Annotated in this window: 20 protein-coding genes; 14 read left to right on the forward strand and 6 right to left on the reverse strand. The window is 63.1% G+C overall.

The annotated features are described in order from the left end of the window. Window positions 1–157 precede the first annotated feature (157 nt). The 5 genes from DNK06_RS09650 (at window position 158) to thrC (ending at window position 5,349) form a co-directional block, all read left to right on the forward strand. Window positions 158–565, forward strand: a complete 408-nt coding sequence (locus DNK06_RS09650) for an acyl-CoA thioesterase (protein ID WP_131179813.1) — start codon at window positions 158–160, stop codon at window positions 563–565. Window positions 566–617: 52 nt separating this feature from the next. Next, window positions 618–1,514, forward strand: a complete 897-nt coding sequence (xerD, locus tag DNK06_RS09655) for a site-specific tyrosine recombinase XerD (RefSeq protein ID WP_131179814.1) — start codon at window positions 618–620, stop codon at window positions 1,512–1,514. A gap of 107 nt (window positions 1,515–1,621) precedes the next feature. Beyond that, window positions 1,622–2,347, forward strand: coding sequence for a DsbC family protein (locus DNK06_RS09660; protein ID WP_131179815.1), 726 nt, complete (start codon window positions 1,622–1,624; stop codon window positions 2,345–2,347). A 105-nt stretch (window positions 2,348–2,452) separates the two neighbouring features. Further along, the gene (locus DNK06_RS09665) at window positions 2,453–3,757 is read left to right on the forward strand and encodes a homoserine dehydrogenase (protein WP_131179816.1); all 1,305 of its coding nucleotides are present in this window, start codon (window positions 2,453–2,455) and stop codon (window positions 3,755–3,757) included. Window positions 3,758–3,939: 182 nt separating this feature from the next. Next, window positions 3,940–5,349, forward strand: a complete 1,410-nt coding sequence (gene thrC / locus DNK06_RS09670; protein ID WP_131179817.1) for a threonine synthase — start codon at window positions 3,940–3,942, stop codon at window positions 5,347–5,349. 87 nt (window positions 5,350–5,436) lie between these two features. On the opposite strand, the gene DNK06_RS09675 is transcribed toward thrC, so the two are convergent. Continuing rightward, entirely contained in the window at window positions 5,437–6,159 is a 723-nt protein-coding gene (locus DNK06_RS09675; RefSeq protein ID WP_131179818.1) for an endonuclease, read from the reverse strand. On the opposite strand from DNK06_RS09675, the gene DNK06_RS09680 reads away from it, so the two are divergent. The 9 genes from DNK06_RS09680 (at window position 6,158) to DNK06_RS09720 (ending at window position 17,696) form a co-directional block, all read left to right on the forward strand. Further along, the gene (locus DNK06_RS09680) at window positions 6,158–6,382 is read left to right on the forward strand and encodes a hypothetical protein (RefSeq protein WP_131179819.1); all 225 of its coding nucleotides are present in this window, start codon (window positions 6,158–6,160) and stop codon (window positions 6,380–6,382) included. The two genes, DNK06_RS09675 and DNK06_RS09680, sit on opposite strands and share 2 nt — an antisense overlap. A 40-nt stretch (window positions 6,383–6,422) precedes the next feature. Further along, window positions 6,423–7,037, forward strand: a complete 615-nt coding sequence (gene bacA / locus DNK06_RS09685) for a biofilm formation regulator BacA (RefSeq protein WP_131179820.1) — start codon at window positions 6,423–6,425, stop codon at window positions 7,035–7,037. 12 nt (window positions 7,038–7,049) lie between these two features. Then, entirely contained in the window at window positions 7,050–7,745 is a 696-nt protein-coding gene (locus tag DNK06_RS09690) for a PspA/IM30 family protein (RefSeq protein WP_131179821.1), read from the forward strand. An 87-nt stretch (window positions 7,746–7,832) separates the two neighbouring features. Beyond that, on the forward strand, window positions 7,833–8,459 hold the full coding sequence (locus tag DNK06_RS09695; protein ID WP_131179822.1) for an OB-fold-containig protein: 627 nt from the start codon (window positions 7,833–7,835) through the stop codon (window positions 8,457–8,459). 42 nt (window positions 8,460–8,501) lie between these two features. After that, the gene (locus DNK06_RS09700) at window positions 8,502–10,550 is read left to right on the forward strand and encodes a flotillin family protein (protein WP_131179823.1); all 2,049 of its coding nucleotides are present in this window, start codon (window positions 8,502–8,504) and stop codon (window positions 10,548–10,550) included. A gap of 184 nt (window positions 10,551–10,734) precedes the next feature. After that, window positions 10,735–10,974 (forward strand): hypothetical protein, encoded by a 240-nt coding sequence (locus DNK06_RS09705; protein ID WP_131179824.1) that lies wholly within the window; start codon window positions 10,735–10,737, stop codon window positions 10,972–10,974. A gap of 85 nt (window positions 10,975–11,059) precedes the next feature. Beyond that, window positions 11,060–16,291, forward strand: coding sequence for a DNA repair ATPase (locus tag DNK06_RS09710; protein WP_131179825.1), 5,232 nt, complete (start codon window positions 11,060–11,062; stop codon window positions 16,289–16,291). After that, window positions 16,288–16,857: a rhomboid family intramembrane serine protease gene (locus DNK06_RS09715; protein ID WP_242674677.1), complete on the forward strand. Its 570-nt coding sequence runs from the start codon at window positions 16,288–16,290 to the stop codon at window positions 16,855–16,857. The genes DNK06_RS09710 and DNK06_RS09715 overlap by 4 nt, the downstream gene beginning before the upstream one ends. Before the next feature lie 155 nt (window positions 16,858–17,012). Beyond that, window positions 17,013–17,696, forward strand: a complete 684-nt coding sequence (locus DNK06_RS09720; protein WP_131179826.1) for a phospholipase D-like domain-containing protein — start codon at window positions 17,013–17,015, stop codon at window positions 17,694–17,696. A gap of 284 nt (window positions 17,697–17,980) precedes the next feature. On the opposite strand, the gene DNK06_RS09725 is transcribed toward DNK06_RS09720, so the two are convergent. The 5 genes from DNK06_RS09725 to rhlB all read right to left on the reverse strand — a co-directional run bounded on the left by DNK06_RS09725 (window position 17,981) and on the right by rhlB (window position 24,720). Further along, a complete protein-coding gene (locus tag DNK06_RS09725) occupies window positions 17,981–20,419 on the reverse strand; it encodes a TonB-dependent siderophore receptor (protein WP_131179827.1) in 2,439 nt (812 codons plus the stop codon). A gap of 98 nt (window positions 20,420–20,517) precedes the next feature. Beyond that, on the reverse strand, window positions 20,518–21,474 hold the full coding sequence (locus tag DNK06_RS09730; protein ID WP_131179828.1) for a FecR family protein: 957 nt from the start codon (window positions 21,472–21,474) through the stop codon (window positions 20,518–20,520). Next, on the reverse strand, window positions 21,471–21,998 hold the full coding sequence (locus DNK06_RS09735) for a sigma-70 family RNA polymerase sigma factor (RefSeq protein WP_131179829.1): 528 nt from the start codon (window positions 21,996–21,998) through the stop codon (window positions 21,471–21,473). The genes DNK06_RS09730 and DNK06_RS09735 overlap by 4 nt, the downstream gene beginning before the upstream one ends. A gap of 135 nt (window positions 21,999–22,133) precedes the next feature. Beyond that, the gene (locus DNK06_RS09740; RefSeq protein WP_131179830.1) at window positions 22,134–23,174 is read right to left on the reverse strand and encodes a DUF2157 domain-containing protein; all 1,041 of its coding nucleotides are present in this window, start codon (window positions 23,172–23,174) and stop codon (window positions 22,134–22,136) included. Between the two features lie 121 nt (window positions 23,175–23,295). Beyond that, the gene (gene rhlB / locus DNK06_RS09745) at window positions 23,296–24,720 is read right to left on the reverse strand and encodes an ATP-dependent RNA helicase RhlB (RefSeq protein WP_131179831.1); all 1,425 of its coding nucleotides are present in this window, start codon (window positions 24,718–24,720) and stop codon (window positions 23,296–23,298) included. Between the last annotated feature and the right edge of the window lie 76 nt (window positions 24,721–24,796).

The following is a 24,796-nucleotide window of genomic DNA, read 5'->3' on the forward strand; positions in this document are numbered from 1 at the left end:
AAGGTTGGTGGACGGATCGGGCCGCGCAGGTGAAGCGCCGTCCACCGTCATGAAACCCACCAAATCGACCGTCCGCTCCCGCCTTGTCGAGGCCATTCATACGGGTGCGGTTTTCGTATCCATTGCGCACACCAAAATCGTGAACAGGTTCTGAGTGATGACCCCCAGAGAGCAGGAAATTCAGCGGCGTACCGAGCTTTCGGAGACCCGCGTGGCCAAGGCGGTGTTTCCGCCGACCACCAACCACCACAACACCCTGTTTGGCGGGACGGCCATGGCCTGGATGGACGAGGTATCGTTCATCACCGCCACGCGTTTCTGTCGCTTGCCGCTGGTGACCGTGTCGTCCGATCGTATCGATTTCAATCATCCGATTCCGGCTGGTTCTATCGTCGAGCTGGTCGGGCGCGTGAGTGCGGTCGGCAACACCAGCATGAAGGTGCAGGTCGACGTATTCGTTGAGGAGATGTACGGCGCTCGTCGCGAACTTGCCATCCATGGGGCCTTCAGCTTCGTGGCGATGGGTGAGGACGGCAAGCCGGTGCTGGTGCTGCCTGGTTTCTGATCGTGCGCGTGCCTCTGGCGCCGCCAAGCCTTTGCTGTTTCGGGGGTAACCGATGTCCGCAGTCGAGCATCCGCTGATCGAGCGTTTCATCGAGGCGCTGTGGCTGGAGAAAGGCCTTTCCGTGCACACCCGGGCGGCGTATCGCAGTGACCTGGCGTTGCTCAATGGCTGGCTGCAGGGCCGTAGTGTCGAGTTGCAGTCGGCTGGTCGCGAGGTGCTGCTCGATCACCTGGCCTGGCGCATGAACGAAGGCTACAAGGCGCGCTCCACGGCGCGGCTGATTTCCGGTATGCGCGGTTTCTACCGATTTCTGCTGCGCGAGGGGCTGATCGACACCGACCCCACCCTGCAGGTGGACATGCCGCAGCTTGGCCGACCATTGCCCAAATCACTGTCCGAAGCGGATGTCGAGGCGCTGCTGGCGGCCCCCGATCTGGATGATCCCATCGGGCTGCGTGATCGCGCCATGCTCGAGGTGCTGTATGCCTGCGGGCTGCGGGTCAGTGAGCTGATCGGTCTTACCCTTGAGCAGGTCAATCTGCGTCAGGGCGTGCTGCGGGTATTCGGCAAGGGCAGCAAGGAGCGTCTGGTGCCCATGGGCGAGGAGGCGATCGGCTGGGTCGAGCGCTATTGCCGCGAGGCTCGGCCGGTTCTGCTTGGGGGGCGGCCAGGCGATGTGCTGTTTCCCAGCCTGCGTGGCGAACAGATGACCCGGCAAACCTTTTGGCACCGCATCAAACATCAGGCCAGGGTGGCCGGCATCGCCAAATCGCTGTCGCCGCACACCCTGCGCCATGCGTTCGCGACCCATCTGCTCAACCATGGCGCGGATCTGCGCGTGGTGCAGATGCTCCTGGGGCATAGCGATCTGTCCACCACGCAGATCTATACCCACGTGGCGCGGGCTCGCTTGCAGGCGCTGCATGCGCAGCATCATCCCCGCGGATGAATCGCCTGTGGCAGTTCGCGCTTTGCGTCCTGGGCCTGAGGCCCGCGGCTGCGGTTATGATAGTCTTCGCTCTTCCCTTGTCACCCCGTCGCTCGATAGGAGTATTCATGCGTGTGACCCGCATTTTCGCGGCCATGGCCCTTGGTCTGGTCAGCACCCTTGGCCACGCTGCCGATCCGGATCAGACGATCCGCCAGAACCTGTTGTCGATCCAGCCTGATCTGCCGATCGAAGCCATCGCCGAAAGTCCGATGCCCGGCGTCTATCAGGTGCAGCTCAAGGGCGGTCGTCAGCTGTATGCCAGCGCTGACGGGCAATTCGTCATGCAGGGCTATCTGTTTCAGTTCAAGGACGGCCAGGCGGTGAACCTCACCGAGGTCGAGGAAAGCCGCGCCGTGGCCAAGCAGATCAACGCCATTCCTGCCAAGGACATGGTGGTGTTCGCGCCCAAGGAGGCGAAAGCGCATATCACCGTGTTCACCGATACCGACTGCGGTTACTGCCAGAAACTGCACAGCGAAGTGGCCGAGCTCAACAAGCAGGGCGTCGAAGTGCGTTATCTGGCCTTCCCGCGCCAGGGGTTGGGCAGCAAAGGCGCGAAGGATCTGGCCAGCGTCTGGTGCGCCAAGGATCGCCAGGCGGCGATGAACCAGGCCAAGTCGCGCCAGTCGGTGGCTGCAGCCACCTGCGACAACCCGGTGGCCGAGCAATATCAGCTGGGGCAGATGATCGGGGTCAACGGCACACCGGCGATCATTCTGGAGAACGGCAAGATGATTCCGGGCTATCAGCCAGCGGCGCAGCTCGCTCGCCTGGCCCTGGACGCCAAGTGATCCGGCTTGATTGACTATCGAGCAGCCGCTTCGTAATGTGCGGCTCTTTTTCCACGGCCGGAGCCTGCTCCGGCCGTTTTATGCAGTGCAGATGGGGAGTCTAGTGTGAAACCGGTCAAAGTAGGCATCTGTGGGCTGGGTACCGTCGGTGGCGGTACCGTCAATGTGCTCAAGCGCAACGCCGAGGAAATCGCGCGTCGTGCCGGGCGCGGCATCGAGGTAGCGCAGATCGCTACCCGTACACCGAAGCCTCAGTACCAGACGACCGGCGTGACCATTACCGACGATGTCTTCGCGGTAGCCAGCAACCCCGAGATCGACATCGTCGTAGAGCTGATCGGTGGCTACAGCATCGCCCGTGATCTGGTGCTCAAGGCCATCGACAACGGCAAGCACGTGGTGACCGCCAACAAGGCGCTGATCGCCGTGCACGGCAACGAGATTTTCGCCCGCGCCCGCGAGAAGGGCGTGATCGTCGCCTTCGAAGCGGCGGTGGCCGGTGGCATTCCGGTGATCAAGGCGATTCGCGAAGGTCTGGCGGCCAACCGTATCAACTGGCTGGCCGGGATCATCAACGGCACCGGTAACTTCATCCTCAGTGAAATGCGTGAGAAGGGCCGTACCTTCGAAGACGTGCTGGCCGAGGCGCAGGCACTGGGTTATGCCGAGGCCGATCCGACCTTCGATGTGGAAGGTATCGACGCTGCCCACAAGCTGACCATTCTGGCGTCCATCGCCTTCGGTATCCCGCTGCAGTTCGACAAGGCCTACACCGAAGGCATTACCAAGCTGACCACTGCTGACGTCAACTACGCCGAGGCGCTGGGCTACCGCATCAAGCACCTGGGCGTGGCGCGCCGTACCGAAGCCGGTATCGAGTTGCGCGTGCACCCGACGCTGATTCCGGCCGACCGCCTGATCGCCAACGTCAACGGCGTGATGAATGCGGTGATGGTCAATGGTGACGCCGCTGGCAGCACGCTGTTCTACGGCGCTGGCGCTGGCATGGAAGCGACCGCTTCGGCGGTGGTGGCGGATCTCGTCGACGTGGTGCGTGCCCTGACCACCGACCCGACCAACCGCGTACCGCACCTGGCCTTCCAGCCGGACTCGCTGTCCGACCATCCGATCCTGTCGATCGCTGACTGCGAAAGCGCCTATTACCTGCGCATTCAGGCCAAGGATCGCCCTGGCGTGCTGGCCCAGGTGGCGAGCATCCTGTCGGAGCGCGGCATCAACATCGAATCGATCATGCAGAAAGAAGTCGAAGAACAGGACGGCCTGGTGCCGATGATCCTGGTCACTCATCGCGTTGCCGAGCAGCGCATGAACGGCGCCATTGCAGCACTGGAAGCGCTGACCGACGTGGTCGGTAACGTCGTGCGCATCCGCGTCGAACAACTGAACTGAGGGCAGCTACAGGCTGCAAGCTTCAAGCTGCAAGAGGGGCCTTTGGGTTCACTGCTCGCTTGATGAACTGAACTTGAACACCGCAGCAGGGGAGAAGCGATAAGCCGCGAGCGAAGGCACTTGTGCTTTCGCTTGAAGCTTGAAGCTTGAAGCTTGCCGCTCAAACCGAAGGTTTGCAGAAAATGCGCTATATCAGCACTCGCGGCCAGGCACCGGCCCTGAATTTCGAAGATGTTCTGCTGGCCGGCCTGGCCAGTGATGGCGGCCTCTACGTGCCGGAAAACCTGCCGCGCTTTACCCAGGAGGAAATCGCTTCCTGGGCTGGCTTGCCGTATCACGAGCTGGCGTTCCGAGTGATGCGCCCGTTCGTCGATGGCAGCATTCCGGATGCGGATTTCAAGAAGATTCTCGAAGACACCTACGGCGTGTTCGATCATGCCGCGGTGGCGCCGTTGCGCCAGCTGAACGGCAACGAGTGGGTGCTCGAGCTGTTCCATGGTCCGACCCTGGCGTTCAAGGATTTCGCCCTGCAGCTGCTCGGCCGCCTGCTCGATTACGTGCTGGCCAAGCGCAACGAGCGTGTGGTGATCATGGGCGCCACTTCCGGTGATACCGGTTCGGCGGCCATCGAAGGTTGCAAGGCCTGCGACAACGTCGATATCTTCATCATGCACCCGCACAACCGCGTGTCCGAAGTGCAGCGTCGGCAGATGACCACCATCCTGGGCGATAACATCCACAACATCGCCATCGAGGGTAACTTCGACGACTGCCAGGAGATGGTCAAGGCCAGCTTCGCCGACCAGGGTTTCCTCAAGGGCACTCGCCTGGTGGCGGTCAACTCGATCAACTGGGCGCGGATCATGGCCCAGATCGTTTACTACTTCCATGCCGCGTTGCAGCTCGGTGGGCCGGCGCGTTCGGTGGCCTTCTCCGTGCCGACCGGCAACTTCGGCGACATCTTCGCCGGTTACCTGGCGCGCAACATGGGCCTGCCGATCAGCCAACTGATCGTCGCCACCAACCGCAACGACATCCTGCACCGCTTCATGAGCGGCAACCAGTACGCCAAGGGCGATCTGTATCCGACCTTGTCGCCGTCGATGGACATCATGGTGTCGTCGAACTTCGAGCGCCTGCTGTTCGACCTGCACGGTCGCAATGGCCCGTCGATCGCTGCGCTGATGAGCGAGTTCCGTCAGACCGGCGGTTTCACCGTCGAGGACGATCGCTGGACGGAGGCTCGCAAACTGTTCGACTCCCTGGCGGTGAGCGACGAGCAGACCTGCGAGACCATCGCCGAGGTGTATGCCGCTACCGGTGAGCTGCTCGACCCGCATACCGCCATTGGCGTGCGTGCCGGTCGCGAGTGCCGCCGTAGTCTGTCGGTGCCGATGGTGGTGCTGGGTACTGCGCACCCGGTCAAGTTTCCCGAGGCGGTGGAGAAAGCGGCAGTCGACCAGTCGCCCACGCTGCCGCCACACCTGGCCGACTTGTTCGAGCGTGAAGAGCGCTGCACGGTGCTGGCTAACGAGCTGACGGTCGTGCAGGAATTCTTGGCTGCCCACGGTAATCGCGGCAAGCCGCTCTGATGCGCTGAGTGCTGTCAGTATCCGCAAGGCCGGTAACCGCAAGGTGCCGGCCTTTTTTTGTCTGGGAGGCTTCGACGTATTTGCGCCCTAGCTCCGACTCTTCACGGCAACAGGAGCCAGCGCGCAAAGGCCCTTGTCGAGCGGCCCGACGTAGGGGTTGGCCCAGCCCATCACGCAGCCCATCAGTTGGTTGCGCTGGCGCTCCCAGGGTTGTGCCGGGTAGGTCTTGTTCCAGGCGCTGAACAACTGGCGATTCTGCTTCGACAGTCTCAACTGGTAGCGGTCGCTCATGTACAGGTAGGTACGCGCGATCATGCCGCGCACTTCCTTGCGGGGCATGACTTTGCGCGCCTTGAAGTCGACCACTGTTGGGCAGGCGCCATATTGGTTGGGTTGCTGGGGTAACCAGCCAAAATCGTAGTTGCTGCGATCACCATTCACCTCGCCAATCGCGGGCACCAGGTTGTGCAAGTCGGCTTCGGCGCGGCGAAATACCTTGTCGTTCTTGCTGCAATTCTTGCGCCCGCCGTGCTGCCAGCATTGGCGCTGATGGCCGATCTGCCAGGCCGATACGATGTGTTCCCATTCGATGCGTGCCGCGCGGTTGGCATTCTTGCGCGGGGTGTAGCCGCAGCTTTTCAGGTCGACGCGGTTGCCGCTGAAACTGCAGCCGCAGTAGAACTCCACCGACTGGCGCTCATAGAGTTTCCAGCCGATCTTCTTGGCTTCGCTGAAGGTTTGCGGTGGTGCGGCGGAGAGGGAGGTGGAGAGGGTGATGCAGAGCAAGGCGAGGAGGCTGCGGGACGACATGCGGCTTTCCGGAAAAGTGGCGCATCATACCGGTTCGCTGCCGGATGCCAAGGCTAGCCAATTGATGGCGCGTCCGTTGCCTTCAGCCTTTTGCTCAACTGCGAAAGAGTCGGCGGATTTTTCTTCAGGGAGCCGATTTAATTGGCAAGATTTTTCCCCGTTGCATCATTCCCTTCGTATGATTCCAGGCTTGTTTCGCGAGATCGAAATTAATTACATGTGATGAATTGAAATATCACATGTGATGTTCTAGTCTGCGTTTCATGGAAAACAAATCGTCAGCTCATTATCAGCGTCTTTTTCGCCAGCGTCTGCGCGAACAGGGGTTGGTGAAAAAGGAAGTCTGGATACTGCCCGAGCACGCCCAGCGGCTATCGGCAGTTGAACGAAAACTGCGCCAGCCCCAGTCGGAGCTGGCCTCAATGGAGGAGGGGGTGAGCATGCCTCAGGTTTGGACTGCACAAACGTTGTTCGATGCGCTGTCGGGGACAGAGCCGTTTGCCGATGGCCGCGCCGCCATCGAGCTGATCCAGGGTGCCGACGCCAGTCTGCACGTGACCATGAAGGAATACGGTGATCTGCCGCTGTTCATCGCGGTATTCGGTGATCAGATCATCGTCGAGGCGCTGCTCTGGCCGGCCAGTGATGTGCGTGATACGGCCGCGTTCAACGAGGAAGTGCTGCGCAGCCACAAGCTGTTCCCGCTTTCCTGCGTCGGCCTGGAAACCCTGCCCGACGGGCAGGCCTGCTACACCATGTTCGGTGCCCTGAGCGCTTCGTCGATCCTGCCCAATGTGGTGCTGGAGATCGAAATGCTGGCGGACAACGTGATCAAGGCTACCGAAGCCTATGAAGATTTCCTCAAGGCCAGTGTGTAAGGAGAAACGCTGATGAACGTCTGGAGCAAATTGCTGACGGCACTGCGTGGCGGTGCCAATGAAGTGGGTGAAGCGCTGGTCGATGGGCAGGCTCTGCGCATCCTCGATCAGGAAATCCGCGACGCCGATATCGAGCTGCGCAAATCCAAGGAGGCCCTGGCCGAAATCATGGCCAAGCAGAAGCTGGCCGCCGAGCGTGCAGGTAAATCCGCCACCAAGGTCGCCGAGTACGAGCAATACGCGCTCAAGGCCCTTGAGGCGGGTAATGAAGAGCTGGCCACCGAAGTGGCTGGCAAGATCGCCAACCTGGAAATCGAGCTGGCCAGCGAGCGTGAACAGGCCGATGGTTATGCCGCCAGCGTGGCGCAACTGCGTAAGGCAGTGAGCCAGGCCGAGACCAATATCAAGCGCCTGAAACAGCAGGTGGATACGGTCAAGGCTACCGAAAGCGTGCAGAAGGCGCAGATGGCTGTGGCCCAGCGTTACGGCGGTTCCCAGGCCAAGCTGCACACGGCGGTCGAGTCGCTGGAGCGCATCAAGCAGCAGCAGGCCGAGCGTGCGGCGAAGATGGAGGCCGCCGCCGAACTGGCCGAAGCGTCCAACCTGGATGATTCGCTGGATGCCAAGTTGCGTGCGGCGGGTATCGTCGCTGACAAGACCAGTGCCAACAGCGTGCTGGCGCGCCTCAAGGACAAGGCCAAGCCCTGAGTCTTTCGGGCTCCAGGCAAGTGGTTGCGATGCGTCATGAATGGTGGGGCCACCAGGCTCCGCCATGTTTTTCAGGGATAGGAAATCATGGAAATCTTCCTGCAGGTCTCGCTGGCTTTTCCCACGGTCATCTTCAGTTTCCTGCTGTGCCTGGCGGTGATCTATTGGGTCATCGTCGCCTTTGGCCTGATCGAGATCGATATGCTCGACATCGAGGCCGACTCCGCACTGGAAGGCCCGGCCGCGGCACTCCTGTCCAAACTCAAACTGCGTGATGTACCGCTCACCCTGGTACTGACCCTGCTGTTCTTCTTCGCCTGGTTCATCAGCTACTTCGTCGATCTCTGGCTGCTCAGCCTGTTGCCGCTGGAGTGGCTGCGCTATCCGCTGGGTGCGGTGGTGGCTGTGGCCGCGCTGTTTCTTGCCATACCCCCCTGCCGCTTGCTCTGCGCACCATTGCGTCCGCTGTTTCTCAAGCTGGAAGTGACCAGCAGCAAGAGCGTAATCGGCCAGACCGCGGTGGTGCGCAGCGGGCGAGTGACCGCCAGCCATGGCGAGGCGGTGCTGGAGGACGGTGGCGCGGGTCTGATCCTGCGGGTTCGGGCTGACGAGCAGCAAGATTTCAAGCGTGGCGACCGTGTCGTTTTACTGGAGTACCTGGAGGCGCAGCACGCTTACCGGGTCATAACTGAAGAGGAGTTCCGGGGGCTCTAAGGCTCTGTCCGGTTCCACCTGTCTCAAAGGAGATTGAGCGCAATGTATAACCTTCCACCGTCGCTGATACCCGTGCTGGTCGGGATCGGTCTGGCCGTCCTGCTGATCGTTGGGCTGCTGGCCTTGTTCAAGGCCTTCTACATCAAGGTTCCCCAGGGTACGGCACTGATAGTCAACGACATGTCGTCGACGCCCAAGGTGCATTTCACCGGTGCGCTGGTGTACCCGGTGATCCATCTCAAGGAGTTCATGAAGATCTCCCTGATCACCCTGGAAGTCGACCGCCGCGCCAAGGACGGGCTGATCTGCCGCGACAACATGCGCGCCGACATCACCGTGGCGTTCTACATGCGCGTCAACGAAACCCAGGAAGACGTGCTCAAGGTAGCCAAGGCCATCGGTGTGGAGCGTGCCTCCGATCGTGCGGCGGTGAACGAACTGTTCAACGCCAAGTTCTCCGAAGCCCTGAAGACCGTCGGCAAGCAGTTCGACTTCGTCCAGCTGTTCGAGAATCGCCAGGAGTTCCGTGATCGCATCGTCGAGGTGATCGGCAATGACCTCAACGGTTATGTGCTCGAAGACGTGGCCATCGATTACCTGGAACAGACCGCCAAGAATTCGCTGGATCCGAGCAACATCCTCGATGCCGAAGGTATCCGCAAGATTACCCAACTGACCGCCGCACAGAACGTCATCACCAACGAGCTGGAGCGCAACGAAGAGCTGGCGATCAAGAAGAAGAACGTCGAAACCCGCGAGGCCACGCTTTCGCTCGAGCGTCAGCAGGCCGATGCCGAGGCCCGGCAGAAGCGCGAGATCGAGACCATCCGCGCCCGTGAGGAAGCGGAAACCCTGAAGGTTCGCGAAGAGGAACGCCTCAAGGCCGAGCAGGCGCGCATCCAGACCCAGCAGGAGCTGGATATTCGTGCCGAGAACCATCAGCGCGAAGTTGAAGTGGCGCAGCAGAACCGCCAGCGTGCCGTGGTCATCGAGGTGGAGAAAGTCACCCGGGCCAAGGATCTGGAGGTGGTCGCCCGCGAGCGCGAAGTCGAGTTGCAGCGCATCGAGAAGGAAAAGGCGCTGGAAGAAGAGCGCAAGAACATCGCCAGCGTGGTGCGCGAGCGCGTCGCGGTCGAGAAGACCGTGGCTCAGGAAGAAGAGCGCATCAAGGAAGTCCGCGAGGTGTCCGAAGCCGAGCGCCTGAAGCAGGTCGTCGTGCTCAATGCCCAGGCCGAAGCCGAGCAGGAGCTGGTGCGTCAGGTCAAACAGGCGGAAGCCGACGAGACCCGCTCCAAGCACAAGGCGGTGGAAATCAACAACCTCGCCCAGGCCGAGCTGGAGGCTGCGGCCAAGAGCGCCGAGGCGAAGAAGAAGCTGGCCGAAGGTATCGAGGCCGAGCGCGCAGCGCCTGGCCTGGCCGATGCGCGCGTGCGTGAAGTCACCGCCGCGGCCAAGGAGAAGGAAGGTCTGGCCGAAGCACGCGTGCAGGCCGAACGCCTGATCGCCGAAGCCAAGGGCGAGCAGGAGAAGGGCCTGGCCCAGGCGCGCGTGACCGAAGCGCAGGCGGCGGCCAAGGAGAAGGACGGCCTGGCCGACGCCAAGGTGCTGGAAGAGAAGCTCGGCGCTCAGGCGCGCGGCGAAGAGCAGCTCGGTGTGGCCAAGGCCAAGGCAACCCAGGATCTGGGCATGGCCGAGGCGCAGGTACTGCTCGAGCGTCTGAACGCAGAAGCGGAAGGCCTGGGCAAGAAGTTCGGTGCCCTCGACGCGCTCAGCGACAATGCGCGTCAGCACGAAGAGTTCCGCATGCAGTTGGAAAAGAGCTTCGAGGAGGCCATGGCCGCCATCGCGGCGAACAAGGAGATCGCCAAGGATCAGGCCGAGGTGCTGGCCACGGCGCTGGCCAAGGCGAAGATCGAAATCGTCGGCGGCGAAGGCGACTTCTTCAACTCGTTCGCCAAGTCGCTGTCGGTGGGCAAGGCCATCGAGGGTGTGGTCGGCAAGAGCCCGGTGGTGCAGGACGTGCTGGCACGTCTGCTACAGGGCCGCGTGGCGGAAACCAAACCCACGCAGCCGGACGCCGAGCAGGCATGACGCAAGATCCATGCGGCGTCGCTGACGCCGCATGAAAATATCAGCTTCACAGGTAGGAGCCGGCTTGCCGGCGATGGGGTTTTAACCGCGCCGCCGTTGGGGATATCGCTATCGCCGGCAAGCCGGCTCCTGCAACGCGTTGCAGATATAGCGCCGCAGTCAATCAACCTACAAGGAATGTTTCATGTCGGAATCAAGAGATTACCTGGAGATGTCTTTCCGTTCGATCCAGTGCTTCGCCGATGACGGCCGCCTGGACGTCCAGGAACTGGGCTCGCTACTGGATATCGCCGAGCGCGATGGCGTGATCGACGACAACGAGATCCGTGTGCTGACGCGGATCATCGCCCGGATCAAGCCGGAAGAGCTCGACCAGCCGATGCGCGACAAGCTCGCCGAGATCGCCAGGAAGATCGGTGCCTGAGCACCGCTAGAAATCGCTTTTCGCGCCTTATCCTCGCGGTAGGCGCGCTTTTGCTTGCAGACAGCGCAGATTCAGGAAGACCACGATGTCGGACGCCCAAGCCGAAAACACCCAGCAGGACATTCTCGACAAAGCCGTTGCCGAAGGCGGTGCCTATGAGGTACTGCACAAGCGCCTGCAGGAGCAGGGCCTGCGCCTGCGGCAGAATACCGAGGCGCTGAACGAGCAACGTCTGCAGGAGTTCGGCAGCAGCCAGATGGAAGTGACCGGTCGGGTTCGCATCCGTACCGAGAACAACTGCATCGCCCGCGATATCGTCCAGGTCGGCGACTGGCTGCTGTTCGGCTACAACGTGTTTCTCGGGCTGAAGAAGGAAACCTCGGTCGCCGACGTGTTTTCTCTCTATCGCCTGGTGGAGGGGCCTGAAGGTTACGAGGCCGAGCCGATCCCGCTCGATGGCACCTTCCTGGCGCAAAGCGGCTTCGTCAACGACTTCAACGAGCTCTACACCTACTACAAGAATACCCGCCTGCTGCAGCTGGCGATCCGCGACGGCAAGTTGCTGGCCAGCTTCCAGATTGGCGAGCGCATCACCGATATCCGTGTGTTCCGCTGGTCGTTGTCGCTCGACGGCAAGGACGTGCGCTATATCGACAACCGCGGCGAGCGCGATATCGCGCTGCCGGCGCCGTTCGACTTCGAGTGGCAGAAAACCACCCGCGACATGACCGTCAACGGGCGCTTCCCGCACCTGAACATCCTCGACACGGTATTCGTCGAGACGGTCGGCGGTGACCTGACGATCAAGATCGAGAACAACACCGAAAGCGGCCAGGGCATCTATCGCGAAGAGGTGATGGACAAGACCCAATCGCTGGATGACGCCCAGGTCGAGTTCGCCGCGCTGGGCAGCCTGATCCTGCTGAAGATCCTGCCGTACCGCGAGGAGCAGTGGCGCTACCTGGTGTTCAATCGCCTGACCCGGAAGGTCGAGCGCATCGACGCCATCGGTCTGGCCTGCGTGCAGTTGCCCGAAGACCACGGCATCATCTTTCCCGGCGGTTACTACCTGCAGAACGGCGAACACAAGACCTTCGAGCAGTCCATGGCCGGCATGCGCTTCAAGCGCTCGGTGCGTTCGCCCAACGGCGAGGACGTGCAGTACATCTTTTACCACCCCGGCGAAGGCCGGGCGGTATTGCTGACCTACAACCTGGTCACCCGCCAGTTGCAGAATCCGATCTTCGGTCATGGTTACGCGCGCCTGGAAGACGGGCGCATGGTGATCTTCTCCGCCGAAGGCATTGATCCGACCCGCATCCACCCCATGCAAGTCTGGCAGACGCCGTTCTGCAGCGAGGAATACGCTGCCCGCCAGCCGGCGCGCAGCGGTTTCTTCGGGCGGATCGGCAACGCCGAGCTGGTGCGCGGCGTTTCCGATCTGTTCAACCTCAGCCGCGAGATCGACAGCCGCGAAGTGTCGGTGCCGCGTTATACCCTGCTGTGTCAGAACACCCGTCGGCTGTTCGATATCTATCACTGGCTCGGCGATCCGCAATGCGCGGGCATGGCGCCGCTGCTGCGCGAGATCGCCGCGACCGGCGAGCTGGTGCTCGACGAGTTCGAGAAGGTCGAGAGCATCCGCCAGCAGTCGGCCACCGCCATGGCCAGTGCCGAGAGCCGGCAGAAGGCGTTGCTCGAGAGCCTGCGTTCGGACAGCTGGGACAAGGTCGAAGAGTATGTCGAGGCGCTCAACGCTATCACCGCCCAGCGCGGCCAGTTGCTGACCATTCGCGACTACCGCTATATCGACGTGTCGCGCATCGACGCCATGGAGGCGGCGCTGCTCGAGGCCCGCGAGCAGACCGCGGCGGCGACCTCGCGCTACCTCGCCGGCGATGCCGCGCTGCAGCCCTATCACGACAACCTGCAGGCGCTCGATGCCCAGGCGCAGAAAGCCGAGACCGTGGCGCAGCTGGCCGAACCCCTGGAGGGGTTGGGCGAAATGGCCGCCAACCTGGACATGCTTTCCGGGCTGATGGCCTCGCTGCAGATCGACGACGCCACCGAGCGCACCCGTATCGTCGATGCCATCTCCGAGGTATACGCCAAGCTTAACCAGGCCAAGGCGCGGGCCGAGCAGCGGCGCAAGGGGTTGGGCTCGACGGAAACCGTGGCGCAGTTCGGCGCCCAGTTCAAACTGTTCAGCCAGAGCATCACCAATGCCCTGGCACTGGCCCAGGATCCCGAGCGCTGCGATGAGCAGCTGTCGCGCCTGCTGGTGCAACTTGAAGAGCTGGAAAGCCAGTTCGGTGACCACGAGCAGTTTCTCGGCGACATCCTGGCCAAGCGCGAGGAGCTGCTGGAAACCTTCGAGGCGCACAAGCAGACCCTGCTCGACGAGCGCCAGCGCAAGGCCCAGGCCTTGCTCGATGCCGCCCGGCGCATCCTCGACAGCCTGGGCCGACGTACCGCGCGTTTCGACCAGGCCGAGGAACTCAATGCCTTCTTCGCCGCCGACCCGCTGATTCTCAAGCTGCGTGAGCTGGCCGAGCGCCTGCGCGAGCTCAAGGACAGCGTCAAGGCCGACGATGTCGAGGCACGCCTGAAAGGCGCCCGCGATCAGGCCGTGCGCGCCCTGCGCGACAAGAGCGAGCTGTTCGAAGAGGGCGGCGATGTCATCAAGCTGGGGCCACGCCACCGCTTCGCCGTCAACACCCAGGAACTGGATCTGACCCTGTTGCCTCGGGGCGACCAGCTGTACCTGCACCTGACCGGCACCGATTTCCTCGAACCCCTGCACGACGGCGAGCTGGAATCGCTGCGCGACTACTGGCAGGTGGCGCTGGAGTCCGAGTCGGCGGCGCTGTATCGCGGCGAATTCCTGGCCGGTCTGGTACTCGACGCCGCCGTACGCAACACCGAAGGGCTCAGCCTGGATATGCTCAAGGCGCACATGAGCCAGCCCGAAGAGCTGATCAAGCGCATCCGCGAGTTCGCCGCGCCGCGCTACAAGGAGGGCTACCAGAAAGGCATCCACGATCAGGACGCCATGGTCATCCTGCTCAAGCTGCTGGCCCTGCGCGAAGGTGCCGGCCTGCTGACCTACACGCCCCTGGCCCGTGGTTTCGCGCTGTTCTTCTGGAACCGCTGGCGCGAGGACATGGACGCCGCCCACTGGGCCGAGCGAGCCCACACCTGCGGCAACATCCGCAAGCTGTTCGGCCGCGACGACGGCCTCGTGCAGTTGCGCGCTGAAGTGCTGGCGGCGATGCAAAGCTTCCTGGCACGCCATCCGATGCAGCTTGAGGCGGCGCTGCTGCGTGAGGCTGCCGAGTATCTGGTCGAGGAGCTGGCTGCCGAGCGCGTCGAATTCGTGGTCAGCAAATACGCCCGTGATCTGCTCGACGGCCTGCGTCAGCACCTGCAGACCGCGCACATGTGGGACGGCTACCTGCAGGCTCAGGAGCGCCTGCGTGGACGGCCCGACCAGCGCTGGGCGCTGGCCGAGAACTGGCTGCGTGCCTATTGCGCCGAACATGGCGCCGCCTCTCTGGCCTATGTGCCCGAGGCCGTGGCCCTGAGCCTGATCGATGCCGAGCTGCCGGTACGTGTCACCGAGGCGGATCTGCAGGTGCGGGTCGACGGCCTGCTCGGCGATCACCCACGTATCGAGCAGGGCGCCCTGGCGTTCGCGCTGGACGATTTCTTCCAGCGTCTGCGTCACCACCGCGAGACTTTCCTGCCGGCTCTGCAGCGTTATCAGGCGTTGCGCCAGGAGGTGGTCAACCGCGAGCGCGAGGCGCTGCGCCTGAACGAGTTCAAGCCGCGGCCGCTGTCCTCCTTCGTGCGCAACAAGCTGATCAACGACGTCTACCTCGGTGTCATCGGCGACAACCTGGCCAAGCAGATGGGCACCGCCGGCGAAAGCAAGCGCACCGACCTGATGGGCCTGCTGATGCTCATTTCGCCGCCCGGCTATGGCAAGACCACGCTGATGGAGTACGTGGCGCATCGCCTCGGCCTGATCTTCATGAAGATCAACGGCCCGGCCCTCGGCCACGAGGTGCGCTCCATCGATCCGGCCCAGGCGCCGGACGCCACCTCCCGCCAGGAGCTGGAAAAGCTCAACCTGGCGCTGGAAATGGGCAACAACGTGATGCTCTACGTCGACGACATCCAGCACACCCACCCGGAATTCCTGCAGAAATTCATCTCGCTGTGCGACGGTACCCGACGCATCGAGGGCGTGTGGAAGGGCCGTACCAAGACCTATGACATGCGCGGCAAGAAGTTCTGCGTGGTGATGTCGGGCAACCCCTATACCGAGTCCGGCGACGTGTTCAAGATCCCTGACATGCTGGCCAACCGGGCCGATATCTACAACCTGGGCGATACCCTGGGCGGCATGGAAGAGGCCTTCGCGCTCAGCTACATCGAGAACGGCCTGACCTCCAATCCGGTGCTGGCACCGCTGGCCACCCGGGATATGGCCGATGTCTATCGCTTCGTCGCCAAGGCCGAAGGCAAGCCGTTCTCCAGCAACGAGCTGAGCCACGGCTACAGCGGTGCCGAGGTCAACGAGATCGTCTCCACCCTGCAGCGCCTGATGCAGGTGCGCGACGTGGTGCTCAAGGTCAATCAGCAGTACATCGCCAGTGCTGCCCAGGCCAACGAGTACCGTACCGAGCCCTCGTTCAAGCTGCAGGGCAGCTACCGCAACATGAACAAGATGGCCGAGAAGATCTCCTCGGTGATGAACGACGCCGAGCTCTTGCAACTGATCGCCGACCATTATCAGGGCGAATCGCAACTGCTGACCACCGGCGCCGAGGAAAACCTGCTCAAGCTCGCCGAGCTGCGTGGCAACCAGGCGCCCGAGCAGCTCGAGCGCTGGACGCAGATCAAGCGCGACTTCATGCGCAACAAGGCCATGGGCGGCAGCGATTCGGACATCGGCGGGCGAGTGGTGGCGCAGCTCAACGACCTGGTCGAGGGCGTGCGTGGCCTGAGCCGGATGGGCGAGGGCAAACCGGCGGCGGCCGAGTTGCCCTGGCAGGAATTGCTGGCTGGCCTGGAACGCCTGCGTGAAGTGCAGCCGAAGGTCGAGGTGGCCTTGCAGGCACCGGTTCAGCCCGGTCTGCAGCCGTTGCTCGAACGCCTCGCCGAAAGCCTGCAGAACGGTGTGCTGCCGCTGATCAATGCCATGGACAAGAAGATCGACATCGACCTGGGTACCCACAAGCGTATGGGCGAGATGACCACTCAGCTACGCGATATCGGGCGTCTGCTGGGGCGCAGCGACGACACGCCGTGACCCTCTGGTTGCTGCCGCGTCTCAAGCTGCTGCTCGGCATCGCCGCGCTGATGATCGTGTTGCAACTGGTCAACAGCCTGGATGGCTACGGCCTGAACCGCTGGGGGCTGATCCCGCGGGTGCCTGAAGCCCTGCCGGGCGTGCTGCTGGCGCCCTGGCTGCATGGCAGTTGGCTGCACCTGTTCGGCAACCTCAGCGGCTTCATGGTACTGGGGGCGCTGGCGCTGCTGGAGTCGCGCAGCGAGTTCATCCGCGCCAGCCTGTTCATCATCGTCGCCAGTGGCCTGCTGGTCTGGCTGTTTGGCCGTCAGGGCATCCATGTCGGCTCCAGTGGCTGGCTATTCGGGCTCTGGGGATTGTTGCTGGGGCGCGCCTGGTTTCGCCGCAGTTTCGCGGATCTGCTGCTGGCGGCTCTGGCGCTGCTGCTCTACAGCGGTTTTTTCTTCGGTCTGCCGCCGCAGCAGGGCGTGTCGTTCGAATATCACCTGGCCGGCGCCTTGTGCGGCGGCCTCTATGCCTCATGGCAGCGCGGTGGGCACAAACGCCGCGCACGTCGTACTCGATAAAGGGCATCTCTAAAAACGTAGGCGAGGCAGTCAGCACAAGGCAAAAACAGGCGAAAAAGCGCAGTTTACGAGCTGTAAATGAGCATTTTTAGCCTGTTTTTAACGCAGTGATGACAACGCAGGTAGTTTTTAGAGGTGCCCTAAAGGGGAGCAGAATGGACTTCAATTACCTCGATCAACACCTGCGCGAAAGCCTCGCCGACCTCCGGCTGAGCAACGAGGAACGCGACGAACTGCGTGAGCTTGGCAACGACCTGACGACCGATCAGGTGCGTTACCTGCGTAACCGCGCTTTCGCGCTGGTGCGTGAATTGATCCACAACCCCGAGGATGCCCTGCCGGCGTTGAAGTGGCTGGAGCAGGTGATCAAGACCCTGGAGGTGCGCTGTTCACCGATCCGTGGCCAGGGCAGTGCACATTTCAGTCCTGGCGAAAGTTGCCGCCAGCGCATCCGCGATCTGTGCCGCCAGGCCCGCGAGTCGGTGGACGTGTGCGTCTATACCATCTCCGACGACCAGCTCAGCGATGAACTGATCGCCGTGCACCGCCGTGGTGTGGCGGTACGCATCATCAGCGATAGCGAAAAACGCTTCGACGTGGGCAGTGATATCCAGCACCTGATCGACCAGGGCGTGCCCCTGCGCATCGACAACAGCCCCTTCCACATGCACCACAAGTTCGCTCTGTTCGACGGTCGCCTGCTGCTCAATGGCAGTTTCAACTGGACGCGCAGCGCCAGCACCAGCAACGAGGAAAACCTGCTGGTGACCGACGATCCGCATCTGGTGACCGAGTACGCGCGAGAATTCGACAAGCTGTGGGCACGCTATCGACCCTAGTGCCACATCACAGATCAAATGTCGTATCCGAGCGAACAGGCTGAGTGATTACTCAAAGGCGGAAGCAGACGTAGGGTGGATGACGCTCTTTTCATCCACCATTGCGATCGCAGAGTGGTGGACGGGTCGGGCCGCGTAGGTGAAGCGTCGTCCACCCTACGTCATGAAGCCCACCAAATCGAATGTCCGCTCCCGCCTTATGGCTGCCATCCCCCATTACGATTGCCCCGTTCGCCGCCTCGGGCACATCTACCACCCTGGCCGACACATGACCGTAGCAGTCATTACCAGCGATAGGTCAGCGTCGCCAGTGCGGTGCGGCCCTGGCCGTAGTAGCACTGCAGCTCGCCCTGGCAATAGCTGACGTAGCGCTTGTCCAGCAGGTTGCTCGCGGTCACCCGCAGGTCGAGTCCGTCGAGGCTGGCGCTGGCTCGGCCCAGGTCGTAGTGCACGGCGGCATCGACCAGGGTGCGGCCCGGCATCTCCAGGGTGTTCTCGGCATCGCCATAGGATTTGCTTTGGTAGCGCACCCCCACGCCTGCCCCGGCGCCGGCCAGCGGGCCGTCGGCCAGGGTGTAGTCGAGCCAGGCGGAAGCCTGGTGCGCCGGCACCTGGATGCGCTCGTTGCCTTCGAGCGTGGCGCCGCTGGCCGAGGGATTGGCCCTGGTGACCTCGGAATCCATGTAGGCATAGGAGGCGATCAGATCCAGCTGCCGGCCAAGGCTGGTCTTGCCTTCCAGTTCGATGCCGCGTACGCGGATCTCGCCGGTCTGTTCGTTGAAACCGTTGTTGATCGGGTCGGGGGTGAGCACGTTCTCCTGGGTCAGCTGGAAGGCCGAGACGGTGATCAGGCTGTCGCTGCCCGGCGGCTGGTATTTGACGCCCAGTTCGTATTGCTCGCCGGTGGTCGGCTTGAATGCCTGGCCGGAAAAATCGGTGCCGGCGGTGGGGTCGAAGGAGGTGGCGTAGCTCAGGTAGGGCGTCATTCCATTGTCGAAAACGTAGGCCAGGCCGATGCGACCGGTGACCTTGCTGTCGTCTTGGCGCGCCTTGCTGATACCCGGCAACTGGTTGCGGGTGCGGCTGGAGGCATCGTCGTAGCGCAGGCCCAGGGTCAGTATCCAGTTGTCGTACTTGAGCTGATCCTGCGCGTAGACACCCACCTGTTCGGTGCGCTGGCGATAGTCGATGCGCGGAATCAGATCGGGCACCGGCTGGCCGTACACCGGATCGTAGATGTCGATGGGCGTGTCGTAGAGGTTGGAGGCGAACTCGTAGCGATCATCCAGGTGCAGGTAGTCTACGCCGACCAGGGCGGTATGGCGCAGCGCGCCGGTGGCGAATTCGGCCTGGGCATTGCTGTCCACGGTGAGGCTGGTGGCTTCGCCTTCGCCGTGGGTGGCGACGCGGGAGAGCTGGCGGCCGCTGGCGTCGAGCATGAAGCTGGGGCTGGCCTTGGTATCCACCTTGACATGATTGGATTGCAGGTTCTGGCGCAGCGTCCAGGTGTCGTTCAGGCGATGGCTGAAGTTGTAGCCCAGCGCGTACTGCTCACGTTCATAGCCGTCGAAACCCGGTTCGCCGGTATAGCGCGTAACGGGCAGGCGGCCGTTGGGGTTGCTCCTCAGGGTGCCCCTGGCGGGCAAGGGGTGGTAGTCGGACAGCGTATCGTCCTTCTGGTAGTGGCTGAACAGGGTCAGCTGGGTGTCTTCGCTGGGCTGCCAGGTCAGGGCCGGGGCGATGAAGCGGCGTTCGTCGTAGCCATGGTCGATCCTGCCGTCGGCGTTGCGCGCCAGGCCGGTCAGGCGATAGGCCAGAGTCTCGGCTTCATCCAGCGGGCCGGATACATCGAAAGCGCCCTGGGCGCGGTCGTGGCTGCCGGTCTGCAGCTGGACTTCGTGTAGCGGCTCGAAGCTGGGGCGCTTGCTGAGCATGTTGACTAGGCCGCCAGGCAGGCCCTGGCCGTACATGACCGAGGCCGGCCCCTTGAGTATTTCCACGCGCTCCAGGCCATAGGTTTCGATGCGCGCCAGGGCGGCGCTGTAGGCACCGAATGGCAGCTGTGAGCCGTTGAGGTTGTAACGGGTGTAGAAACCACGGCTCTGCAGCACGTCGTTGCGGCTGTCGCTGTCGCCGAAGCTGGCGATCACCCCGGGCGTGTAGCGCACCGCTTCGGTCAGGTTCTGCGCGCCCTGGGCCTGGATCTGTTCGCGGGTCACCACATTGACGGTTTGCGGGATCTCGCTCAGCGGCGTATCGGTCTTGCTCGCGCTGGCGCTGCGCTTGGCCACGTAGCCGTCTACCGGATCCCAGGCGCTTTCCTGGTAGGCACCGGCGTCGATCCTGGTTTCCGGCAACAGGCTGGGGCCGGCCGGAGCGACCTCCAGCACATAGCCATCGGCGCTGCGCCGGGCGCTCAGGCCGCTGCCCTGGAGGAGGCGAGCGAAGCCGTCGTCCAGGCTGTAGCTGCCCTGCAAGCCCTGACTGTCGCGGCCACGCACCTGCGCGGCATCGTAGGACAGGGCCACGCCGGCCTGGCGGGCATAGCGACCGAGGGCCTGATCCAGCGGCCCGGCCGGAATCTCGAAGCGAAGCACTTCGCTCTGCGCCTGCAACGCGGCAATGGGCAGGCACAGTACGCCGCTCAGGCCGAGCCGAAGGGCCAGGGCTAGCGGCGGGAAGCGGCGCTGGATGTTGGGTTGGCGGCGTTGGTCGGCGTGCATGATGATCCCGTTTTCATTGGCTTATGCCTGTCAGGACGGGCGAGGAATGAAAACTGGAACCACAGGGAACATTTACCCGGTAGTTTCTCAACGGCCAGTTAGTTGCCTTGAGTCAGCCTGACCTGTACCAGCCAGGGGCTGAAGTGGCGGATCTGCAAGGGGAAGCTGCGGGCCAGCAGGCGCAATGCCTGATCGGGATTGTCCAGGGGCAGTACGGCGGATACCCGCAGATGCGCCAGGGCATCGCCGTCGAAGAGCAGGTAACCGGGACGCTGTCGTGCCAGGGCGGCGAGCACCTCCGGCAGCGGACGGTCTTCGACCAGCAGTTGATGCTGGTGCCAGGCCTGCTCCTGCTCATGGGCGTCGAAGCCGCTCAGTGGGCCTATCCCCCTCTCGTCGAGGCGCAGGCGCTGGCCGGCGCCGACCTGCACGGTGTCGCCTCCGGAGCGGACTTCGACTCTGGATTCCAGCATGTCCAGCTGGGTTGCGTGGTCGTGGCTGGCGACCACGAAGCGGGTGCCCAGCGCACGGATACTGCCATGGGCGGTTTCCACGACGAATGGCCGTGCGGCATCGCTGGCGACTTCGACCAGGATTTCGCCTTGCAGCAGATGCAGGGTACGACGTTCGCGGTCGAATGCCAGGTTCACGGCCGAGTGGCCGTTGAGGGTCAATTGCGTGCCGTCCTCCAGTACCTGTCCATGCCACTGTCCGCTGCCGGTACGGATATCGGCCAGCAAGTAGCCGGGCGGGTTGGCCTGCAGGAACAGCGCGGCCGGCAGCAGTAGCGCCGCGCACAGCAACAGGGCGCTGGCGGAGCGTTTCAAGCCCCGCCGTCTATCCACCTGCCGCGTCGCCCGCAGGGCGGCCTGGGCGGGTGCGGCGGGCAGGGCACCGATCTGCTCGATCATGCGTTCGAGGTTGCGGGCCGCGGCCTCGTGCTGAGGGGCCGCGGCGCGCCAGGCGGCGAAATCGGCTTGGCTAGCCGGTTCGGCATCCACCTGTACCAGCCACTCGGCGGCCTGTGCCAGGATCGTGTCGGGGATCGCGCTCATGGCGCACCGTCCAGGCGACGATGGCAGTGCAGCAGGGCCTGCACCAGGTATTTCTGCACCATCTTGGTGGAAACGCCCAGGCGTGCGGCGATCTCGGCATGGCCGAGGCCGTCCAGATGGCGCAGCAGGAACGCCTGCTGCGCCTTGTCGCTGAGCCCCCGCAGGGCCAGGGCTATCTGCTCCAGTGCCTGCACGGCCTGCATGATCTGTTCGGGGGAGGGAAAGCCCTCGAGATCCTCGGCAGCCTGATACAGGGCCTCGAGATAGGCCTGCTCGATCTTGCTGCGGCGCGCACGGTCGATCAGCAGGCGGCGCGCGGTGGTGGCGAGAAAGGCGCGCGGTTCGCGCAGGTTCAATTGGGCACGAGAGGCGAGGATGCGGGCGAAGGTGTCATGCGCGACATCCGCGGCGTTCTGCGGGCAGCCCAGGCGTTTACGCAGCCAGCCGAACAGCCAGCCGTGATGGTCGCTGTACAGCGCACCGATGGCTTGGCGGTCGGGAACGTCGGGAGTGGCCTCGGGCATGGGCGTGGCATTGCGACTCTATGAGAATGAGTCGCAATTTAATCGAGTCTTTTCCGAAGAGCAACGGCGTGTCGTCGACTGGCGTGGTGCCTTGCGCCATGCTCGGCTCATCGTCATATGGACATCAGCCTGGGCTCAGCGGCGCAACGCTGGCAGGAACGTCTGCCAACTGGCCGGCAGATGTCGGCGCAGGGCACCGGTCATCGCTTCACGGCGTTTCTGGTAAAGCAGGCCAAGGCCGATGACGCCCAGGCCGATCAGGCTGACCACCACCGGGAACAGCAGCGAGTCCTCGAATACGTCATGGGCCAGGTAGCCGAGATAGCCGGCCACGCCCAGAGCGCCAAACACCATGAACAGCGGGCGCCGCAGTAACACGGCGAGGCCGATCAGGCCCAGGTTGATCAGGCAGTAGAGGGCCTTGCCCAGATCGCTGCCGCTGTCCATCAGGCTCAGGCCACCCCAGAAGGCGGTGAGGCCGGCCAGATAACCCCAGAAGGCGAAGTCCCGCTTGCTGCGTCCGTCCACCAGTAGGCTGACGAGCAGAATCACCAGGCCGAGCCAGAGGGAGACCCAGCGCCGTTGTTCCCAGCTGAAATACTCGCCGTAGAGCAATTCGCTGAGATCCATCGACATGAACCAGAGCGCCACGGCAATCGGCATGACGATGAACGGAAAGGGCATCAGGCGCAGCACCAGCAGGCCGACCAGGATCGTGGCCACCTCCATGGCCAGCCAGCCACCCTGCACATAGCGGTAGTAATCGACGTAATCGGTTTGCGTGTCGCCCAGCGGCCAGAGGCCGAATACCCGCTGCGCGGCGAATACCACCAGCGGCGTGAGGCTGACCGCCACCGCCGCCAGCAGGCCGCCGGGAATCGGTTGGCCGCGTTGCCACAGGCTGCGGCCGCCAAGTAAGAACAGCAACAGATAGGCACTGCTGATCAGCAGCAGGGCCGTGTCGCCGATGCTCATCCAGGCTTCGGTGAGCAGCCAGCCCATGGCGCCGATGATCAGCAGTGCACCGAAGTAATAGGCCGCATGGGACAGTTGAAAGCTGGGGCGGCTTTGCGGGTCGTGCCGGAGAAAGTCCAGCAGGGCCTGATCCTGGCCGGGCTGAAGGACGCCGGCCTGGACGGCGCGGGTCAGGTCGCTGCTGTCGATCTTGAGTGTCATGAACGAGTCCCTGTACTGGCGTGACGTCCTGTCGACCCGTGCAGGCGCAGGGTGCTACGCAATGACGCTGTAGGTGTGCCCTGGCCGCTGGCTGCCGCACAGCGCAGCCAGGCGACTGCTGTCAGTGTTTACGCGGTACCGGTTTGAGCAGTTCTTCCGGCGGCATTTCGCACTGGATCTTGCGACCGATCAGTTGCTCGATCGGGGGCAGGGCGAAAGCGTCGTCCTCACTGGCGAAACTGATCGAGGTGCCGCTGGTGCCGGCGCGGCCGGTACGACCGATGCGGTGCACGTAGTCGTCCGGGTCTTCCGGCAGGGTGAAGTTGATCACGTGGCTGATGGCGTCGACGTGGATGCCGCGGCCGGCCACGTCGGTGGCCACCAGCACGCGAATGCTGCCTTCGCGGAAACCTTCCAGCACCTTGATGCGCTTGTGCTGCGGCACATCGCCGGACATCTGCGCGGCACTGATACCGTCGCGGGTCAGGCGCTCCTCGATGCGGCGTACTTCGTCCTTGCGGTTGGCGAAAACCATCACGCGGATCCAGTCGTTCTGGGCGATCAGGTTGTAGAGCAGTTTGTACTTGTCTGCCGAGGCGACGGCGTAGACGTGTTGTTCGACGGTATCGCTGGCGACGTTTTCCGGCTCGATCTCGACGATGGCCGGATCGGTAGTCCACTGCTTGGCCAGGTTCATCACGTCTTCGGTGAAGGTGGCCGAGAACAGCAGGGTCTGGCGCTCACCCTTCATCGGGGTCTGGCGGATGATCTGGCGCACCTGGGGAATGAAGCCCATGTCGAGCATGCGGTCGGCTTCGTCGAGCACCATCACCTCGACCATGTCCAGATGCACTTCACCACGCTGGTTGAAGTCCAGCAAACGGCCCGGGGTGGCCACCAGAATGTCGCAGAAGCGTGATTCGAGCAGCTTGAGCTGTTTGTCGAAGTCCATGCCGCCGACGAAGCTCATGACGTTCAGGTTGCTGTACTTGGTCAGCTCGGCAGCGTCCTTGGCGATCTGCACCACCAGCTCGCGGGTCGGCGCGATGATCAGTGCCCGTGGCTCGCCCATGTAGCGGTCTTTCGGCGGCGGGGTCTGCTGCAACTGGGTGATGATCGAGATCAGGAAGGCGGCTGTCTTGCCGGTGCCGGTCTGGGCGCGGCCAATGGCGTCCCGGCCCTTGAGGGTATAGCCCAATACGCCTGCCTGGATCGGCGTGCAGTAGGGGAAGCCGAGGTCATGGATGGCGTGCATCAGATCCGGCGACAGTTTGAAGTCGTGGAAGCGGGTCTTGCCGGGGGCCGGATCGACCTTGAAATCTTCGAGTTTCCAGGTGTCGACGGGCTTGGGGGCGCGTTCTCGGCGAGGTTTCGCTGGCTTGCTCTGGGGCTTCTGCGCAACGGGGGCCGACTCTTTCGGTGGCCGCGGCTGGCGTTCCTCGCGAGCGGGGCTGGCGGGTGGGGAAGAGGGCTCGAGGGTCGGGGAGACTGAGCTGTGTGGCTCATTTTCGGCTTTGCCGAATATTTTTTTGAGTGCGTTGAGCACGGTCATCTCGTCGGTTGATTAAGGAATGAACGACAGTCAGTGTAAAGCAAGACGCGCGCATGGCGAAGTACCCTGC

This window comes from Phytopseudomonas daroniae (genome assembly GCF_004327285.1).
Classification (GTDB): domain Bacteria; phylum Pseudomonadota; class Gammaproteobacteria; order Pseudomonadales; family Pseudomonadaceae; genus Aquipseudomonas; species Aquipseudomonas daroniae.

Bases quoted from the DNA above. Each gene is read 5' to 3' on its own strand.
- DNK06_RS09650 (WP_131179813.1), top strand. From the start codon at position 158: ATGACCCCCAGAGAGCAGGAAATTCAGCGGCGTACCGAGCTTTCGGAG.
- xerD (WP_131179814.1), top strand. From the start codon at position 618: ATGTCCGCAGTCGAGCATCCGCTGATCGAGCGTTTCATCGAGGCGCTG.
- DNK06_RS09660 (WP_131179815.1), top strand. From the start codon at position 1,622: ATGCGTGTGACCCGCATTTTCGCGGCCATGGCCCTTGGTCTGGTCAGC.
- thrC (WP_131179817.1), top strand. From the start codon at position 3,940: ATGCGCTATATCAGCACTCGCGGCCAGGCACCGGCCCTGAATTTCGAA.
- DNK06_RS09680 (WP_131179819.1), top strand. From the start codon at position 6,158: ATGCGGCTTTCCGGAAAAGTGGCGCATCATACCGGTTCGCTGCCGGAT.
- DNK06_RS09675 (WP_131179818.1), bottom strand. From the start codon at position 6,159: ATGTCGTCCCGCAGCCTCCTCGCCTTGCTCTGCATCACCCTCTCCACC.
- bacA (WP_131179820.1), top strand. From the start codon at position 6,423: ATGGAAAACAAATCGTCAGCTCATTATCAGCGTCTTTTTCGCCAGCGT.
- DNK06_RS09690 (WP_131179821.1), top strand. From the start codon at position 7,050: ATGAACGTCTGGAGCAAATTGCTGACGGCACTGCGTGGCGGTGCCAAT.
- DNK06_RS09695 (WP_131179822.1), top strand. From the start codon at position 7,833: ATGGAAATCTTCCTGCAGGTCTCGCTGGCTTTTCCCACGGTCATCTTC.
- DNK06_RS09700 (WP_131179823.1), top strand. From the start codon at position 8,502: ATGTATAACCTTCCACCGTCGCTGATACCCGTGCTGGTCGGGATCGGT.
- DNK06_RS09705 (WP_131179824.1), top strand. From the start codon at position 10,735: ATGTCGGAATCAAGAGATTACCTGGAGATGTCTTTCCGTTCGATCCAG.
- DNK06_RS09710 (WP_131179825.1), top strand. From the start codon at position 11,060: ATGTCGGACGCCCAAGCCGAAAACACCCAGCAGGACATTCTCGACAAA.
- DNK06_RS09720 (WP_131179826.1), top strand. From the start codon at position 17,013: ATGGACTTCAATTACCTCGATCAACACCTGCGCGAAAGCCTCGCCGAC.
- DNK06_RS09725 (WP_131179827.1), bottom strand. From the start codon at position 20,419: ATGCACGCCGACCAACGCCGCCAACCCAACATCCAGCGCCGCTTCCCG.
- DNK06_RS09730 (WP_131179828.1), bottom strand. From the start codon at position 21,474: ATGAGCGCGATCCCCGACACGATCCTGGCACAGGCCGCCGAGTGGCTG.
- DNK06_RS09735 (WP_131179829.1), bottom strand. From the start codon at position 21,998: ATGCCCGAGGCCACTCCCGACGTTCCCGACCGCCAAGCCATCGGTGCG.
- DNK06_RS09740 (WP_131179830.1), bottom strand. From the start codon at position 23,174: ATGACACTCAAGATCGACAGCAGCGACCTGACCCGCGCCGTCCAGGCC.